The organism is Mesorhizobium sp. M1169, assembly GCF_040318345.1.
In the GTDB taxonomy this organism is placed as follows: Bacteria; Pseudomonadota; Alphaproteobacteria; order Rhizobiales; family Rhizobiaceae; genus Mesorhizobium.
In genome coordinates this window covers 108687-124481 of record NZ_JAMYME010000011.1, presented here as the reverse complement: position 1 = coordinate 124481, position 15795 = coordinate 108687, and the positions used below count along the sequence as shown (strand labels likewise).

The following is a 15795-nucleotide window of genomic DNA, read 5'->3' as shown; positions in this document are numbered from 1 at the left end:
TCCGAAGGGTTTTGGCATGCAGCGACTGATCGACGCTTTTTACAATTCGGTGCGGGCGTTTCGCAAACTGGCCGCCGGCGAGGAGGCCTTCCAGCTGGAGCTGACGCTGCTCGTGCTTGCCTTGCCGCTCGGCTGGTTCCTTTCGGAATCGTGGCGCGGCTATGCGTTGCTGATCGGCGCGGTGCTGCTCATGATCATGATCGAGGTGCTGAACACCGGCATCGAGGCGGCATGCGACGCGTTCAGCCGCGAATTCAACGTCGATATCCAACTGGCCAAGGATTGCGGTTCGCTGGCGGTGCTGATTTCGGTGGTGATCGCTGCCGGGGTATGGGGCGTCGCCGTCATCGAGCGGATCCTCGGGGTACCGATCTGACGTTTCAGACACTACATGCCGGTCAACTGAGGGGCCCGACATGGCCGATACCACCGGATTTCTGTTGCTTGAACGTGACGGCCTGCCGGACGATCTGCACTGGCTGGTCGAAAAATATCCGCGCGAGGACTGGCAGGCGCATGCCAATATCCACGGCATAGCCAATATGTGGCTGCAGCGGCACGACATGTTCCGCGAGCTTGGCGGCATGCTCACCAATGGTATCGGCGATTATCGAGAAAGTAGGCTGAACGCGCCGGAATTCGCGCGCTGGTTCGCGCCGCGCCTCAACCATTTCCTCGGCAATCTCGACGGCCATCACAATGTCGAGGACCATCATTATTTCCCGGTCTTCGCCAGGGCCGAGACCCGTCTGAAGCGCGGCTTCGAGATTCTCGATGCCGATCACCACACAATCCATGAGGGACTGGAGCGCAATGCCGAGGCGGCAAATGCCTTCATCCGCACGCTTCAGGAGAGCGAAGACAAACAGCGTTTCGCCGCCGATGCCTATGCCGACGAGAACGGCCGGTTGATCGCCATGTTGACCCGGCATCTTGCCGACGAGGAAGACCTGATCATTCCGCTGATCCTCGAGAAGGGTGATCGTGCGCTCGGCATTGATTGACGATCAGCTTCCCTTGTGGAGTTCCTTCTTGGCGACGATATGGGCCGCGAGCCAGCCGAGGATGGCCACAACGAGGCCGATTGCCAGAGCGATCAGTAATCGCTCGTGACGAGCCAGCGCTTGGCCGACGATGTGCTCCGCGCCCAGCCCGAAGACATAACCGACAGTGCAGAACAGTGCCGCCCAGACCACCGATGAGATGGCGTTGAGGATGACGAAGCGCGCCGCCGCAATGCCCGACAGCCCGGCGGCGATGCCGCCGACCAGGCGGAGGCCATAGATGTAGCGGTTCGACAGCACGAAAATGTTGGGATGAGAGGTGACAAGGCGGTAGGCGTGGCTGAAGCCCGGCCGGGCTCGGAGCCTGATCACGAATTTATGGTCGGCGAAGCTCCGTCCCAAGATGAAGAAGAACGTGTCGCCACCGAAGGCGCCGAGCGCGGCTGCGAGAAACGCCTGCCACGGGATGAAGACATGCTGATGCGCAAAAAAACCGCCAAGAATTGCGGCGCTTTCGCCCTCTGCGACGCAGCCCAGAAAAACCGCGACCAATCCATATTGCTCAATGAGACGATGGATGACTTCCGTCATGAAGACGTTCGCTGCTTCGACAGAATGTCGTCGATGCGCTTCACCTGCTCGGCCAGCCGGGCGATCTCGTCTCGCATGCCGATGATCTGGCTGTGGCGCAGTTCGTCGAGCTTTTCGTGTAACGCCATGATCTCGATCTCGGCCTTGAGATTAACCTCATAGTCGTGGGCGGCGTCGATTCGATCGCGCTCCGTCTGGCGGTTTTGCGCCATCATGATCACTGGCGCCTGCAGGGCGGCAACCATGGAAAGCACGAGATTGAGGAAGATGAAGGGATAGGGATCGAAGGCGGCGCGCGACAAGAGCCAGACATTGCCTGCCGTCCACAGGATCAGGAAGCCAATGAATGCCAGGATGAAGGACCAAGAGCCGCCGATCCGGGCGATGGTGTCGGCCAGGCGATCTCCAAACGTCTGGTGAAAGGCGACGGCCTTGTTGGTGTCCTTGGAGATCGTGGTGCGCTCGAGCGTAGATTGCAGTACCCGGCTTTCGAGCGCGCTGAGGCCGTCCGGCTTTCGCTTCAGCCAGCGGCTTGCCAGGTCCTCGATCGTTTTGTTCATCGTCGCCTCCGTCGTCCGCGATGAGGTAGACGCTGCCGGTTCCTACGGGAAGTGGTAGATTGACGCGATGGGGTCAGGAAACAATGGTGGATTTTCAGAAAATTCGCGCCCGTGCAGCGAAGCGCAAAGGCGGTGAGGCAGCGCTGACGTCGCTGCTGGGTCCTATGCCCGACAATGCCGAGGTGGCAAAGATTACGGACGACCGGATCCTGTCGACCATGGCCGAGCGGGTTTTTGCCGCCGGCTTTGTCTGGCGCGTCATCGAGCAGAAATGGCCGGGTTTCGAGGAAGCATTTCTTGGCTTCGAGCCGAAGCGGCTGCTGTTCCAGCCTGACGATTTCTGGCACGATCTCACATTCGACAAGCGCATCGTCCGCAATCCGCAGAAGATCAAATCCGTACGCGACAACGCAGCCTTCGTCGAGCGCGTGTCGAAGGAGCATGGCAGCTTCGGCAAGTTCCTGGCCAATTGGCCGGCGGATGACCAGGTCGGATTGATGGCCTATCTCGGCAAGCATGGCAGCCGGCTCGGCGGCAATACCGGCCAGTATTTTCTGCGCTGGCTGGAGTGGGACGCCTTCATCGTCTCGGCCGACATGGCGGCAGCGCTGCGCGACGCCGGGCTCGACATCGCGCAGAGCCCGACATCGAAGAAGGACCTGGACAAGATCCAAGTACAGATAAACGCCTGGGCGGCGGAAACCGGGCTGCCGCGCCGGCACATTTCGCGCATTCTGGCAATGTCGATCGGCGAGAACCATCCGCCGGAAGCCTTGCGCGAATATATGGGCGAATAGGATCGACTGTTTGGTCCAAACGAACGCCATTGCTCGACGAATTTTGCCGCGCTAAACCCACGGGCATGACAGACAAGACCGCTCCAGACATATTGCGCATCGCCGTCGCCCAGCTCAATCCGACGGTCGGCGACGTCGCCGGCAATCTTGCCAAGGCACGCGAGGCGAGGGCGGATGCCGCCCGCCAAGGCGCCGACCTCGTGCTGTTTACCGAGCTTTTCCTTGCCGGCTATCCGCCTGAGGATCTGGTGCTGAAGCCCGCCTTCCTGAAGGCCTGCGAGCGGGCGGCGGAGGATTTCGCCGGCGATACCGCCGACGGCGGCCCGGGTTTCGTCATCGGCACGCCGTTGAAGCGCAAGACCGGCACGCACAATTCGATCATCTTTGCCGATGGCGGCAAGATCCTTGCCGAACGCTACAAGCTCGATCTGCCGAATTACGGTGAGTTCGACGAGAAGCGCGTCTTCCAGGCCGGCCCCGAGATCCAGGGGCCGGTCAATTTCCGCGGCGTGCGCGTGGGAGTGCCGATCTGCGAAGATATCTGGGGCGAGGTTGCCGTCTGCGAGACGCTGGCCGAAAGCGGCGCGGAAATCCTGCTGGTCCCGAACGGCTCGCCTTATTACCGCGGCAAGGTCGACGTCCGCCACCAGATCGTTATCCGCCAGGTCATCGAATGCGGACTGCCGATTATCTATGCCAACCAGCTTGGCGGCCAGGACGAGCTGGTTTTCGATGGCGCATCGTTTGCCATAGGTTCTGACAAGACGCTGGCCTTCCAGATGAGCCAGTTCGAGGAGACGGTCAACGTCACCACCTGGAAGCGAAAGAATGACATCTGGGTCTGCTCTGACGGACCGATGTCGAAAATCCCGGAGAAGGAGGAGGCCGACTACCGCGCCTGCATGTTGGGCCTGCGCGATTACGTCAACAAGAACGGCTTCAAGAATGTCGTGCTCGGCCTCTCCGGCGGCATCGATTCGGCGATCTGCGCGGCACTTGCCGTTGATGCGCTCGGCGAGGAACGGCTGCGCGCCGTGATGATGCCTTACCGCTACACTTCGAAGGACTCGCTGAAGGATGCCGAGGACTGCGCCCGCGCACTCGGCTGCCGCTACGATATCGTGCCGATCTTCGAGCCGGTCGAAGGTTTCCTGCACGCGCTGACGCAGCTTTTCGAGGGTACCAAGGAAGGTATTACCGAGGAGAACCTGCAGAGCCGTGCACGCGGCACTATCCTGATGGCGATTTCCAACAAGTTCGGCTCGATGGTGGTCACTACCGGCAACAAGAGCGAGATGTCGGTAGGCTATGCCACGCTTTATGGCGACATGAACGGCGGCTTCAATCCGATCAAGGATCTTTACAAGATGCAGGTCTATGCGTTGTCGAGTTGGCGCAACGCGCACGTGCCGCCGGGTGCGCTCGGTCCGTCCGGCGAGGTGATCCCGACCAACATCATCGACAAGGCGCCCTCGGCGGAACTGCGAGAGAACCAGACCGACCAGGATTCGCTGCCGCCCTATCCAGTGCTCGATGACATATTGGAGTGTCTGGTCGAGAACGAGATGGGCGTCGACGAGATCGTTGCGCGCGGCCATGACCGGGCGACGGTGGCGCGTGTCGAGCACCTGCTTTACGTCGCAGAATACAAGCGCCGGCAGGCGGCGCCCGGCGTGAAGATCACCAGGAAGAACTTTGGCCGCGATCGCCGTTATCCCATCACCAACCGGTTCAGGGATCGCGGGTAGGCCATTGGCCTGCGTAACGGTTTAGCCATGGCCAACCTTGAAATCAGCTTTGACCTGTCGCGGATCGACTTCCGGGCGACATCCGACATTTTGAAGGCGAGCTATTGGGGCAGCGGCCGCAGCGATGAACTGCACCGCCGCGCTTTTGCCAACTCACTGTGCGTCGGCGCCTATGTCGGCGGCAATCAGGTCGGCTTCGGCCGGGCGATCACCGACCGTACGGTATTTGCCTATCTCGCCGACATAATTGTCTGGCCCGGGTATCGCGGACAAGGCATCGGAACCCGGCTTGTCCAGGCGCTTATCGACCACTCGGACGTCAAGACGGTCACGCGTTGGAGCCTGTCGACCAACGACGCCCATGCGGTTTACGAGAAGCTCGGCTTCAGGCCTTCCACCGATGGCCGCTATATGCGCCTCGACCGTATCCCGGCAACCTGAACAGAGGCAGCGCACAACCCGCGATTGTTGCAAAATCGTCTCACTGCTTGGACCAGATGCGCTTTTGGCTATCTACTGACTTGGCGCGGCGTTGAGGCGTCTCTATAAACACCTCTCCGCGATTCCCCTTCAGGAGGAACCGAATGCCAGGATTTGACATCGTTATGCGAGGCTGCGAAGCCTAGGTCTTGGTCAGTGCGCCGCGAGATAGCCTCGCGGCAAGGCTGAACCGAGGCAGGTATTTCGCCGCTGCCGGTCGCCGCCCCTCTACAGGGCCGCCAAATACGCCAAACCTCCGCATCTCCGGGCGCCAAACGGCGCCGACGCGGTTTTTCAATTTCTACTTTCGTGGGATCGGGCTCGTTTGCGCCCGAATGACATCATGACTCGTTTTCGAATAGATTTGCGCGCGGGCGCCTTTCGCAGCGTTCTTGGCTTCACGCTCAGCCATTGGCGGTGTCAGCCGTGGCGGCTTGCCGGCATTATGGGCACATTCCTGCTGTCGACCTTGGCCGACGTGCTGACGCCGCTCTATTCCGGCCGGCTGGTGGATGCCGTCGCCAGCAGTGCTGCGGCCGACGATGTTGCGTGGAACGCGGCGACAGCGGCCTTTTCGATGCTGGTGGCCCTGGCGCTCACCGGTGTCGTGCTGCGCAATCTCGCCTTCATGGCCATTGTCGAGCTGACGTTGAAGATGATGGCGGATATCGCCGCCGACGCCTTCCACCGCGTCCAGCGCTTCTCCACCGACTGGCACGCCAACAGCTTCGCCGGATCGACGGTGCGCAAGATAACGCGCGGCATGTGGGCGCTCGACCTGCTCAACGACACGATCCTGATCGCGCTGCTGCCATCGGTCGTCATGCTCGTCGGCTCGACGCTGCTGCTTGGCTGGTTCTGGCCGCTGATGGGTGCTGTCGTCGCCACCGGTTCGGTTCTGTTCATCGCGGTGACGACGATGCTGTCGCTTGGCTATGTCGCGCCCGCGGCAAGGCTTGCCAATGCGTGGGATACACGGCTCGGCGGCTCGCTGGCCGACGCGGTAAGCTGCAACGCCGTGGTCAAGGGTTTTGGCGCCGAGGAACGCGAGGAGACGCGGCTCGCCGAGGTCGTCGCCAAATGGCGCGGTCGCACGCGCCGCACCTGGATGCGCGGCACCGTCAACGGCACCACGCAAGGGACGATGCTGCTGCTTTTGAGGGCAGCGGTCATCGGGTTCTCCCTGCTGTTGTGGTCGTGGGGGCAGGCGAGCGCCGGCGATGTCGCCTTCGTGCTGACCTCATTCTTCGTGCTGCAAGGCTATCTGCGCGACATCGGCACACATATCCGCAATCTGCAGCGCTCGATCAACGACATGGAGGAACTGGTCGACTTCCAGTCCGAACCACTCGGCATCGAGGATCGGCCCGGAGCCAAACCGATCCGGATCACCGATGGCCGTATCACCTTCGACAATGTCACGTTCCACTATGGCAGCCACCGCCTGCCGCTCTATCGCGACTTTTCGGTGGACATCGCGCCGGGCGAACGGGTTGGGCTGGTTGGCCATTCGGGCTCCGGCAAGACGACATTCGTCAAGCTGATCCAGCGCCTCTACGACGTGACTGCGGGCAATATCCTGATCGACGGCCAGGATATTGCGAATGTGGCGCAGGCGTCGCTGCGCGCACAGATCGCAATCGTCCAGCAGGAGCCGATCCTGTTTCACCGGTCGCTGGCCGAAAACATCGCCTATGCTCGGCCGGCCGCCACGCAGGCCGAGATCGAGCACGCGGCGCGATTGGCCAGCGCGCATGACTTCATTGCCAATTTGCCGAAAGGCTATGGCACGCTGGTCGGCGAGCGTGGCGTAAAGCTATCGGGTGGTGAGCGTCAGCGCGTTGCAATCGCACGCGCCTTTCTTGCCGATGCGCGCATTCTCATCCTGGATGAGGCAACGTCGAGCCTCGATTCGGAATCGGAGGTGCTGATCCAGCAGGCGATGGAGCGGTTGATGGTCGGCCGCACGACGCTGGTCATTGCCCACCGGCTGTCGACGGTGCGGGCGCTGGACAGGCTTTTGGTGTTCGATCGCGGCCGCATCGTCGAAGAGGGCTCGCATGACCAACTGATCCGGCTGCAAGGCGGCATCTACCGCCGGCTGTTCGAACGCCAGGCGCTTGAACTGACCAAAGGCCTGGTGATCTGACGGTTGCGGTGCCGCGCGTCTTGATAGACGTGCGGCGCTGCAGTCTTTTCTTCGCCTTTGTCATGTTCTATGTCTGCCGCCGAGCGCGGGGGCGCGTCTTGTCAACAGCAAAACCATCCGGTACGCCCTGCTCATGACAGTTACCGTCCGTTTCGCCCCGTCACCGACCGGCCGCATCCATATCGGCAATGCGCGCACCGCTTTGTTCAATTGGCTGTTCGCCATCAAGAACAAAGGCCGCTTCATCCAGCGCTTCGACGACACCGACGTCGCCCGTTCGACGCAGGAGTTTTCCGACGCTATCCTATATGACCTGCATTGGCTGGGCATCTTCCCCGATGCCACGGAGTACCAGTCGCGGCGGGTCGAAATCTACGATGCCGCACTGGAGAGGCTGAAGGAGGCGCGCCTCGTCTATGCTTGCTATGAGACGCCTGAAGAGCTCGACCTGAGGCGCAAGGTGCGCCGCACGCGTGGCCTGCCGCCAGTCTATGGCCGCGAGGCGCTGACGCTGGCACCCGAGCAGGTGGCGGAATATGAGGCCGATGGCCGGCGGCCGCACTGGCGCTTTCTGCTGCCCAACTTCAGCAGCGATCCGCTACAGCCGGAGCGCACCGAAATCCACTGGAACGACCTGGTGCGCGGCGAAGAGACCGTCGACCTCGCCTCGCTTTCAGACCCGGTTCTGCGGCGTGAGGACGGCACCTACCTCTACACATTGCCTTCGGTTGTCGACGACATCGACATGGGCATCAGCCATGTCATTCGCGGCGACGACCACGTCACCAATACCGGCGTCCAGATAGCCCTGTTCCGAGCACTTGGCGCGGAGCCGCCGGTGTTGGGCCACCACAATCTCCTGATAACGGCATCAGGCGAGGGACTTTCGAAGCGCACCGGCGCGCTGTCCATCCAGAGCCTGCGTGAGAGCGGCATCGAGCCGATGGCGATCGCTTCGCTGGCGGTGCTCGTCGGCACCTCGGAAAACGTCGTGGCGGTGCCAACGATGGCCGAGCTAGTCGAGCGCTTCGATCCGGCTGCAACATCGAAATCCGCCGCCAAATTCGACCCGGACGAGCTCTTCGTGCTCAACCGCACGCTGCTGCATCACATGCCGTTTTCCGAGGCGCGCGACCGGCTGATCGTGCTCGGCATCTCCGGCGAACAGGCCGAGTCTTTCTGGCTGGCCGTGCGCGGCAATCTCGACAGGCTGGCCGATGCGGCGATCTGGTGGCGTACGCTTCGAGACGGTCCAGAGGAGCCGGCGGAGTTTTCCGACGAGGACCGCGACTTTCTTCGCCAGGCATTCGAGTTGCTGCCGGAAGAGCCTTGGAACGGCACCGTCTGGAAGGACTGGACGGGCAAGATCCGAGCGGCGAGCGGCCGTAAGGGCAAGGCGCTGTTCATGCCGCTCAGGCTGGCGCTTACGGGACAGCCTTCGGGTCCGGAGCTTGCAGATCTGTTGCCGCTGCTGGGTCGGGAAGGAACGTTGGCCCGACGACCCTGACCTTGCGCTGCTCCGGCGGCGGCAGCGATGTCGGCGAGGGCACAGGTTTGACAGCAAGCCGTTTGATCGCCTCACGGTCGAGGCCGCCTTCTGCATTGGCCAAGGTCTCCGGGTCGGCGGCCGGATCAGGCCTGGCAACCAGCAGCGGAACGAACGGGGTGGTCGCCACGTTCGCCTCAGATTGTCCCGGGGTTGGCGGGTTGCCGGCAATGATCTCGAAATTTTGCCCGGCATTGCAGCCGCAGGTCGGCGGCCGCGGCATGTCGGATTGCTTGTAGAGGTAGGCCGTCGGCAGTTCGATATAAGGCCTGCCCGTCACCGAAGACGTCATCGACGCCGAATCGCTGTTCATGCCGCGCGTGTAGAAAACCTGCATCTCGGTGCCGGGGCAGCTCGATTCGCAATTCTTCTGATCGCGCTCGAAATCGCCCAGCGAGGCAGCATTCGACATCGGGAAGAAATAGCCGTCGCAGGTCCGCACACACATGGTGCGGAATTCGCCTTGGGGCTGGCCCATGTCGGCGCTGTTGAGCACGGTGCGGATGTTGCCCGGCTGGCTCAGTTCTTCAGCCTGGTCGGCCTCTTCGGGCTGACTGCCCAAAAGCTGGTCGAGCAGGTTTCGCTTGCCGTTTTCACGGCTGGCTTCGCGGACCGGCGCGGGCGTCCGGGCCGCCGCATCATCGCGGCAGCCATTGGCGTCAAGCAACGTCAATATGCGCGCACGATCACGTCGCGAACCACCGCCGGCAAGGTCGCCGCGCTTGGCCTGCAGGGCGTCGAGATTGGCTGCCATGCGATCGATGGTGGCGTCGAGTGCTGCGCATGCGTTGGCGTTGCGGCGAGACAGCGAAAAGCCGCAGCCGGCGCTGCTGGCCTGCCTGACGGCCTTTGAAATCTGCTGGCGCTGCCGGACGATTGCGTCGTCATATTTCCTGAGCAATGCCGGTTTGCCGCCGCCACCACGAGAAGCGGCGGCAAGATCGGCTTCAAGCTGGCGGCAGAGGCGCGGAGCGGCCCGCGCCTGAGTGACGGCAATGTCGCACATTAGCAGGGCACCGAGCAGCGCGGCGGCACGCGTCAGCTTCCAACATGCGCCCGTCATCCCTCCGAAACTCCGCCTGCCTGTCGTTCAGAAAGCTACCGCGCTTGCGGTTAATCGTTTGTTTAGCATACCGCCGATTCCAGCTTCAGCCCAAATCGGCGATGGCTTGCGCCAGTGCGCGGCTTCGATCACGACCGGTGCTGTCATATCGACCACGCCACACGACATATTCCGACAGAACCAGAACCGCGACATCCTGGCGTTGCACGAAAAAAGGCGTATTCGCCTAGAAGAATGCCTGGATTCAGTAACGCCCGGAGGCTTGGCATGACCGCGATTACCCGTCGAGCCGCACTGCAATTTGGTCTTTTGTGCCTGGCGATGCCGGTTGCCTTGGCGCAGGAAAAGCCCATCACGCCGGATTGGGGTACCAAATTGGTCGAAGCTGCCCGTGAGCAGATCGGCGTCACCACACTCTACGATCCGACCTATACACGCCTGGCCTATCCGGGCGGGGACGTTGAGCCCGAGCGGGGTGTGTGCACGGATGTCGTGATCCGTGCCTATCGCCGCGCCTTCGATCTCGACCTGCAAAAATTGGTGCATGAGGATATGCGGGCCAATTTTGCCGCCTATCCGAAGGCTTGGGGCTTGAAAGCGCCGGACCGCAACATCGACCACCGCCGTGTGCCCAATCTTGCGGTCTATTTCGAGCGGCGCGGTGCCGCCTTGCCCGTCAGCCAAGACCCCGCCGATTATCGGCCTGGGGATCTCGTCGCCCAGATGCTGCCCGGCAATCTGCCGCATATTGCCATCGTGTCGTCCAATCGCTCCACATTGGTACCGACAAGAAGACTGGTCATTCACAATATCGGCGGCGGCGCCAGGGAAGAGGACACTTTGTCTGCCTTCAGGCAGACAGGGCATTTCCGGTTCAAGCCAATCTGAGAAGGCCCATGGCTAGCCCAGCTCGACGATGGCTTGCGCCTTATGCGCGGCTTCGACCACTGCCAGTGCGGTCATGTTGACGACACCGCGCGACGTCACCGACGGCGTCAATATGTGCGCCGGGCTGTCGGTGCCGAGCAGGATCGGGCCGACATGCAGCGCGTCCATCATCGTGCGCAGCGCGGTCAGCGTGATGTTCGCCGAATCGAGATTGGGGAACACCAGCAGATTGGCTTCGCCCTTCAGCCGCGAATGCGGATAGACGCGCTGGCGCAGCTGCTCCGACAGTGCCGAGTCGGCATGCATCTCGCCGTCGCATTGCAGGTCGGGCGCGATGCGCGCCAGGATCGCCGCCGCCTGCCGCATCTTCATGGCGCTTGGCGAATCGCGGGAGCCGAAATCCGAATGCGAAAGCAGGGCTGCCTTGGGCTCGATGCCAAAACGCTGAATCTCCTCGGCCGCCAGAACGGTCATCTCCGCAATCTCCTCGGCGGTCGGATCGACGGAGACATGGGTATCGGTGAGGAAAATAATGCCGCGCTGCGAAATCAGCATGGAAAGCGTCGACAGGTCGCGATCCCTAATGCCGGCGCGTGGCCCGATGATCAGCGTGACGTTGCGCAAATGGCGCTCGAAACGGCCCTCAAGGCCACAGACCATGGCGTCGGCGTCGCCGCGCTTCAGGGCAAGGGCGGCGATCACCGTATTGTCGGTGCGCACCATGGTGCGTGCCGCTTCCGTAGTCACCCCACGGCGGCCGGCAAGCTCGATCAAAAGGTCGACATAGTGGCGGTAACGCGGATCATCTTCCGGGTTGATCAGGCCGAAATCGACGCCCGGCTTGATGCGCAGCCCATAGCGTTTCAACCGCACCTCGATGACGTGCGGGCGGCCGATCAGGATCGGTTCGGCTATGCCTTCCTCGAGCACGACCTGCGCGGCGCGAAGCACGCGCTCGTCCTCGCCGTCGGCATAGATGACGCGCTTGGCGCTTGACGTCTTGGCCATCGAGAACACGGGCTTCATGACCAGGCCGGAGCGGAAGACGAAGCGGTTCAGCTTGTCGATATAGGCGGCGAAATCGGTGATCGGCCGGGTCGCGACGCCGGTCTCGCAGGCTGCCTTGGCAACGGCGGGGGCAATGCGCAGGATCAGCCGCGGATCGAAAGGCGAGGGGATCAGGAACTCCGGGCCGAAGATCGGCGTCTCGCCGGAATAGGCGCGCGCGGCAACGTCGGACGGCTCTTCGCGGGCAAGCGCTGCGATCGCCCGAACGGCGGCCATTTTCATCTCTTCGTTGATGGCACTTGCGCCGCAATCCAGCGCGCCACGGAAGATGTAAGGAAAACAGAGTACGTTATTGACTTGATTGGGGAAATCGGAGCGGCCGGTGCAGATCATCGCATCGGGTCGCGCCGCCCGTGCCGCTTCCGGCATGATCTCGGGATTGGGGTTGGCCAGCGCCAGGATCAACGGCTTGGGCGCCATGTGGTGCAGCAATTCCGTCTTCAGCACGCCGGCGGCAGACAGGCCGAGAAACACGTCGGCGCCGGGCAGAACGTCGGCCAGCGCGCGCGCCTCGGTGTCCTTCACATAAGGGTCTTTCCAGCGGTCCATCTCCTCGACGCGGCCCTTATGGGCGACGCCGAACCGGTCGGTGACCCAGATGTTTTCGACCCGCGCGCCGAGCGAGACCAGAAGGTTGAGGCAGGCGAGCGCCGCAGCACCTGCGCCCGACGTGACGATCTTGATGTCCGAGATCGACTTGCCGGCGAATTCCAGCCCGTTGAGCACGGCGGCAGCGACGATGATGGCGGTGCCGTGCTGGTCGTCATGGAAGACCGGTATGCCCATGCGCGCTTTCAACTGCTCCTCGACCTCGAAGCATTCAGGCGCCTTGATGTCTTCCAGGTTGATGCCGCCGAAGGTCGGCTCCAGTGCCGAGATCGTCTCGACCATGCGCTCGATGCCCGGTGCATCGATCTCGATGTCGAAAACGTCGATGCCGGCGAATTTCTTGAACAGCACCGCCTTGCCTTCCATCACCGGCTTGGAGGCGAGCGGACCGATATTGCCGAGGCCCAGCACCGCCGAACCGTTGGTGACAACGCCGACCAGATTGGCGCGGGCTGTATAGTCGGCAGCGGTTGCCGGGTCGTCGCGGATTTCAAGGCAGGGGGCAGCTACACCCGGCGAATAGGCAAGCGCCAGGTCGCGCTGATTGCCCAGTGGCTTCGTCGCCTGGATTTCCAGCTTTCCGGGACGGGGGTGCTTATGGAAATAGAGCGCTGCTTCGTCGAGGTCGGATCGAGCCGCCTTCTTGCTTTCGCCTGTCATGACGGCCGCCTCCTCAGTTCAGTCCGTTTGATGTTTTGAGTCTCTTAGCATGCAGCCGAGGCTTTTCGAGAGGTGATATGTCGCAAGCGCGAGCTTACGGCTTGCACCGCCCGCCGGCCTGTACGGTCTGCCATTGAAATGTTGGGGCGATAGGCGCGTTGCTGGAGCGAGCTGCGAGCCGAATGTCTGCTTCAGGTGTGGTTTGCGGACGATTAGGTATTCTTTCGCTAGTTCGCTGTGGGGCTGTTGCTCCTATAAAGTGCACGAAAGAAACTCTTGGAATAGCGATCGTACCAAGCGGCAGCCCACTCGCCGACAAGTCGCTCTGTCGACGACACCCTACGCCGGTAGTCGACTGTTCGGCGGATACCTCCTTCTTCCTCAAGCTCGATGTCCAGGTGAGTAAACTTTGGGGCCGCATCCGAAAACCTGAGATACATGTATGCAAACACCGCGATATGACGTTTACCCATTGATAAGCAACGATTTTCAATCGCCACCACCGCAGACTGGACTGTGGCGAAATCCTCTAGCCTAACCGCTCGTTCTAGACGAACGAAGTCAAGGAACAATCTCCGGTCGGTAATTGCAAGGTTGCCGTCGGCCGTGTCTCGAACCCCGTGCGACAGCAGTTTTTGCGCAACAAAGCGATAAATAGACGCCATTCGCCGGTCTCATTTTCATTTGCGAGGCAGGACATAGCATGCGGACTAACCCTAGTTCTTGTGAACTGGGCGCCCTTTTTGAGGTCGTCTCCCACTATTCAGTGGGCATTGAGCATTGGATTCTCGCTAGAACGCACTGACATAGAGGCCGCCGTCGACCGGTATGTTCTGACCGGTCAGGTAACCGGCATGGACCGAGCACAGGAAGGCGCAGATCTGGCCGAATTCCTCCGGTGTACCGAGCCGTTTGGCCGGAACGTTGGCTGCTGCTTGCGCTTTGCGCGCGGCGGCCGCTGCCGGATCTTCGGGCGTGCCGGCCTCCTTCGGATCACGCAGCCGGTCGGTGTCGAGCTTGCCTGGCAGCATGTTGTTGATCGTCACGTTGCGGTCGGCCACCGTGCGCGCGACGCCGGCGAGGAACGAGGTGAGGCCGGCGCGGGCGCCGGACGACAGGTCGAGGCCGGGGATAGGCACATAGACCGACAGCGAGGTGATGTTGACGATGCGGCCGAAGCCGCGCGCCGCCATGCCGTCGATCACGGCCTGAACCAGTTCGACAGGGGTCACCATGTTCTGGGTGACGCCCTCGAGGATCTTTTCGCGGTCGAGCGCGCGGAAATCGCGAAACGGCGGACCGCCATTGTTGTTGACGAGGATGTCGGGATCGGGGCAGGCGGCAAGCAGCGCCTTCTGGACATCGGGCTTGGATACGTCGCCGACGATTTCGGTCACCTTGACGCCGAATTTCTCGCGCAGTTCAGCGGCGGTTTTGGCCAGCACGTCGGCGTTGCGGCCATTGATCACCAGATCGCAACCTGCCTCTGCCAGTGCCATGGCGCAGCCGCGTCCCAAGCCTTTGCTCGAAGCGCAGACGATGGCCTTCTTGCCGCGAATGCCGAGATCCATGGTGATTTTCTCCTCTGATTGCCGCGGCAACCTATCCGGATGGCTGGACCAATCGCAACCGTCATACGGTTGTTGCATGAATCGGGGCATAGGCTCAGGCGAAAGCAACGGTGACAAATGATGTCCGGCGCAGAGCCTCGCACTTTCCGCAGCATGTTCATCTCCGACGTCCATCTCGGATCGAAGGCGGCGAAGGCCGAATTCCTGATCGATTTCCTGCGCCATCACGATGCCGATATCATCTATCTCGTCGGCGACATCGTCGACGGCTGGCGCCTGAGACGAAGCTGGCATTGGCCGCAAAGCCATAACGACGTGATCCAGAAATTGCTGCGCAAGGCGCGCAAGGGCGCCAGCATCACCTACATCGCCGGCAACCATGACGAGTTCGCGCGACAGTTCCAGGGCGTTCATTTCGGCGGCATTGTCGTCGCCGACCGCGCCATCCACGAGACCGCCGACGGCAAACGCCTTCTTGTCATCCATGGCGACCAGTTCGACACCGTCGTCCATAATGCGCGCTGGCTGGCCTATCTCGGCGACTATGCCTACGACGCGGCGATGCTGCTCAACCGCGTCATCACACGTCTGCGCCAGGTGCTCGGCCTACCTTACTGGTCGTTCTCGTCCTGGGCCAAGGTCAAGGTCAAGAAGGCGGTGAATTTCATCGGCTCGTTCCAGACCGTGCTGACCGAGGAGGCGCGCCGCTCGCATGTCGACGGCGTGATCTGCGGGCACATCCACCATGCCGCGATCGAAAGCTATGAGGACGTGCAATACATCAACACGGGCGACTGGGTGGAGAGCTGCACGGCGGTGGTCGAGCATTTTGACGGCAGGATGGAGATCCTGCACTGGGCGCATGTCCTGCCGGAGACTCCGGTCGGCAGCGAGGTGCTCGTGCCGATCGACATCAAGGGCAGGGCAGTCCAGGCGGCTTGACCAAATCCGGCCGCATCTCGCTTCAATCGGTTAGTCCAGCGGTTTCATCGACTTTTTCGCCGTGTTAAGCAGCGGCAGGTGTGGCGGGCCGACCCGGCTGAATGCCGTGCCGACGGATC

Annotated in this window: 15 protein-coding genes; 9 read left to right on the top strand and 6 right to left on the bottom strand. The window is 61.9% G+C overall.

Annotated elements, in window-relative coordinates:
* The first annotated feature begins 16 nt into the window (after positions 1-16).
* Together NKH41_RS14095 and NKH41_RS14090 are read left to right on the top strand one after the other, a co-directional pair.
* Complete coding sequence (locus NKH41_RS14095) at positions 17-376, top strand: diacylglycerol kinase (protein WP_352471749.1); 360 nt, start codon at positions 17-19, stop codon at positions 374-376.
* A 40-nt stretch (positions 377-416) separates the two neighbouring features.
* Positions 417-1004 (top strand): hemerythrin domain-containing protein, encoded by a 588-nt coding sequence (locus NKH41_RS14090; protein WP_352770316.1) that lies wholly within the window; start codon positions 417-419, stop codon positions 1002-1004.
* Positions 1005-1007: 3 nt separating this feature from the next.
* Here the strand turns inward: NKH41_RS14090 and NKH41_RS14085 are convergent, their stop codons facing one another.
* Both NKH41_RS14085 and NKH41_RS14080 read right to left on the bottom strand, forming a co-directional pair.
* Positions 1008-1595 (bottom strand): DedA family protein, encoded by a 588-nt coding sequence (locus NKH41_RS14085; RefSeq protein WP_352502473.1) that lies wholly within the window; start codon positions 1593-1595, stop codon positions 1008-1010.
* Positions 1592-2155: a DUF1003 domain-containing protein gene (locus tag NKH41_RS14080; protein WP_023680015.1), complete on the bottom strand. Its 564-nt coding sequence runs from the start codon at positions 2153-2155 to the stop codon at positions 1592-1594. The genes NKH41_RS14085 and NKH41_RS14080 overlap by 4 nt, the downstream gene beginning before the upstream one ends.
* Positions 2156-2238: 83 nt before the next feature.
* Between NKH41_RS14080 and NKH41_RS14075 the strand changes: the two genes are divergently transcribed.
* From NKH41_RS14075 to gltX, 5 genes are all read left to right on the top strand, one after another.
* Complete coding sequence (locus NKH41_RS14075) at positions 2239-2952, top strand: DNA-3-methyladenine glycosylase I (protein WP_352770319.1); 714 nt, start codon at positions 2239-2241, stop codon at positions 2950-2952.
* Positions 2953-3017: 65 nt separating this feature from the next.
* Positions 3018-4700 (top strand): NAD+ synthase, encoded by a 1683-nt coding sequence (locus NKH41_RS14070; protein ID WP_352770321.1) that lies wholly within the window; start codon positions 3018-3020, stop codon positions 4698-4700.
* 27 nt (positions 4701-4727) lie between these two features.
* A complete protein-coding gene (locus NKH41_RS14065; RefSeq protein ID WP_352770323.1) occupies positions 4728-5141 on the top strand; it encodes a GNAT family N-acetyltransferase in 414 nt (137 codons plus the stop codon).
* A 382-nt stretch (positions 5142-5523) separates the two neighbouring features.
* Positions 5524-7329: an ABC transporter ATP-binding protein gene (locus NKH41_RS14060; RefSeq protein ID WP_352613797.1), complete on the top strand. Its 1806-nt coding sequence runs from the start codon at positions 5524-5526 to the stop codon at positions 7327-7329.
* 133 nt (positions 7330-7462) lie between these two features.
* On the top strand, positions 7463-8836 hold the full coding sequence (gene gltX / locus NKH41_RS14055; protein ID WP_352770326.1) for a glutamate--tRNA ligase: 1374 nt from the start codon (positions 7463-7465) through the stop codon (positions 8834-8836).
* Here gltX and NKH41_RS14050 read toward each other — a convergent pair.
* On the bottom strand, positions 8754-9938 hold the full coding sequence (locus NKH41_RS14050; protein ID WP_352770328.1) for a DUF2865 domain-containing protein: 1185 nt from the start codon (positions 9936-9938) through the stop codon (positions 8754-8756). The genes gltX and NKH41_RS14050 overlap by 83 nt on opposite strands.
* Positions 9939-10205: 267 nt before the next feature.
* On the opposite strand from NKH41_RS14050, the gene NKH41_RS14045 reads away from it, so the two are divergent.
* A complete protein-coding gene (locus NKH41_RS14045) occupies positions 10206-10826 on the top strand; it encodes a DUF1287 domain-containing protein (RefSeq protein WP_352613795.1) in 621 nt (206 codons plus the stop codon).
* A gap of 12 nt (positions 10827-10838) precedes the next feature.
* Here NKH41_RS14045 and NKH41_RS14040 read toward each other — a convergent pair whose 3' ends face one another.
* The 3 genes from NKH41_RS14040 to NKH41_RS14030 all read right to left on the bottom strand — a co-directional run bounded on the left by NKH41_RS14040 (position 10839) and on the right by NKH41_RS14030 (position 14734).
* Complete coding sequence (locus tag NKH41_RS14040) at positions 10839-13163, bottom strand: NADP-dependent malic enzyme (RefSeq protein ID WP_352682916.1); 2325 nt, start codon at positions 13161-13163, stop codon at positions 10839-10841.
* Positions 13164-13390: 227 nt separating this feature from the next.
* Positions 13391-13828 carry a hypothetical protein gene (locus NKH41_RS14035; RefSeq protein ID WP_352471736.1) on the bottom strand — a complete coding sequence of 146 codons (438 nt, stop codon included), beginning with the start codon at positions 13826-13828 and terminating at the stop codon, positions 13391-13393.
* 126 nt (positions 13829-13954) lie between these two features.
* On the bottom strand, positions 13955-14734 hold the full coding sequence (locus NKH41_RS14030; RefSeq protein ID WP_352682914.1) for an SDR family oxidoreductase: 780 nt from the start codon (positions 14732-14734) through the stop codon (positions 13955-13957).
* Between the two features lie 120 nt (positions 14735-14854).
* Between NKH41_RS14030 and NKH41_RS14025 the strand changes: the two genes are divergently transcribed.
* Positions 14855-15676 (top strand): UDP-2,3-diacylglucosamine diphosphatase, encoded by an 822-nt coding sequence (locus tag NKH41_RS14025; protein WP_352502515.1) that lies wholly within the window; start codon positions 14855-14857, stop codon positions 15674-15676.
* Positions 15677-15795: the final 119 nt, after the last annotated feature.

Bases quoted from the DNA above. Each gene is read 5' to 3' on its own strand.
- NKH41_RS14095 (WP_352471749.1), top strand. From the start codon at position 17: ATGCAGCGACTGATCGACGCTTTTTACAATTCGGTGCGGGCGTTTCGC.
- NKH41_RS14090 (WP_352770316.1), top strand. From the start codon at position 417: ATGGCCGATACCACCGGATTTCTGTTGCTTGAACGTGACGGCCTGCCG.
- NKH41_RS14085 (WP_352502473.1), bottom strand. From the start codon at position 1,595: ATGACGGAAGTCATCCATCGTCTCATTGAGCAATATGGATTGGTCGCG.
- NKH41_RS14080 (WP_023680015.1), bottom strand. From the start codon at position 2,155: ATGAACAAAACGATCGAGGACCTGGCAAGCCGCTGGCTGAAGCGAAAG.
- NKH41_RS14075 (WP_352770319.1), top strand. From the start codon at position 2,239: ATGGTGGATTTTCAGAAAATTCGCGCCCGTGCAGCGAAGCGCAAAGGC.
- NKH41_RS14070 (WP_352770321.1), top strand. From the start codon at position 3,018: ATGACAGACAAGACCGCTCCAGACATATTGCGCATCGCCGTCGCCCAG.
- NKH41_RS14065 (WP_352770323.1), top strand. From the start codon at position 4,728: ATGGCCAACCTTGAAATCAGCTTTGACCTGTCGCGGATCGACTTCCGG.
- NKH41_RS14060 (WP_352613797.1), top strand. From the start codon at position 5,524: ATGACTCGTTTTCGAATAGATTTGCGCGCGGGCGCCTTTCGCAGCGTT.
- gltX (WP_352770326.1), top strand. From the start codon at position 7,463: ATGACAGTTACCGTCCGTTTCGCCCCGTCACCGACCGGCCGCATCCAT.
- NKH41_RS14050 (WP_352770328.1), bottom strand. From the start codon at position 9,938: ATGACGGGCGCATGTTGGAAGCTGACGCGTGCCGCCGCGCTGCTCGGT.
- NKH41_RS14045 (WP_352613795.1), top strand. From the start codon at position 10,206: ATGACCGCGATTACCCGTCGAGCCGCACTGCAATTTGGTCTTTTGTGC.
- NKH41_RS14040 (WP_352682916.1), bottom strand. From the start codon at position 13,163: ATGACAGGCGAAAGCAAGAAGGCGGCTCGATCCGACCTCGACGAAGCA.
- NKH41_RS14035 (WP_352471736.1), bottom strand. From the start codon at position 13,828: ATGGCGTCTATTTATCGCTTTGTTGCGCAAAAACTGCTGTCGCACGGG.
- NKH41_RS14030 (WP_352682914.1), bottom strand. From the start codon at position 14,734: ATGGATCTCGGCATTCGCGGCAAGAAGGCCATCGTCTGCGCTTCGAGC.
- NKH41_RS14025 (WP_352502515.1), top strand. From the start codon at position 14,855: ATGTCCGGCGCAGAGCCTCGCACTTTCCGCAGCATGTTCATCTCCGAC.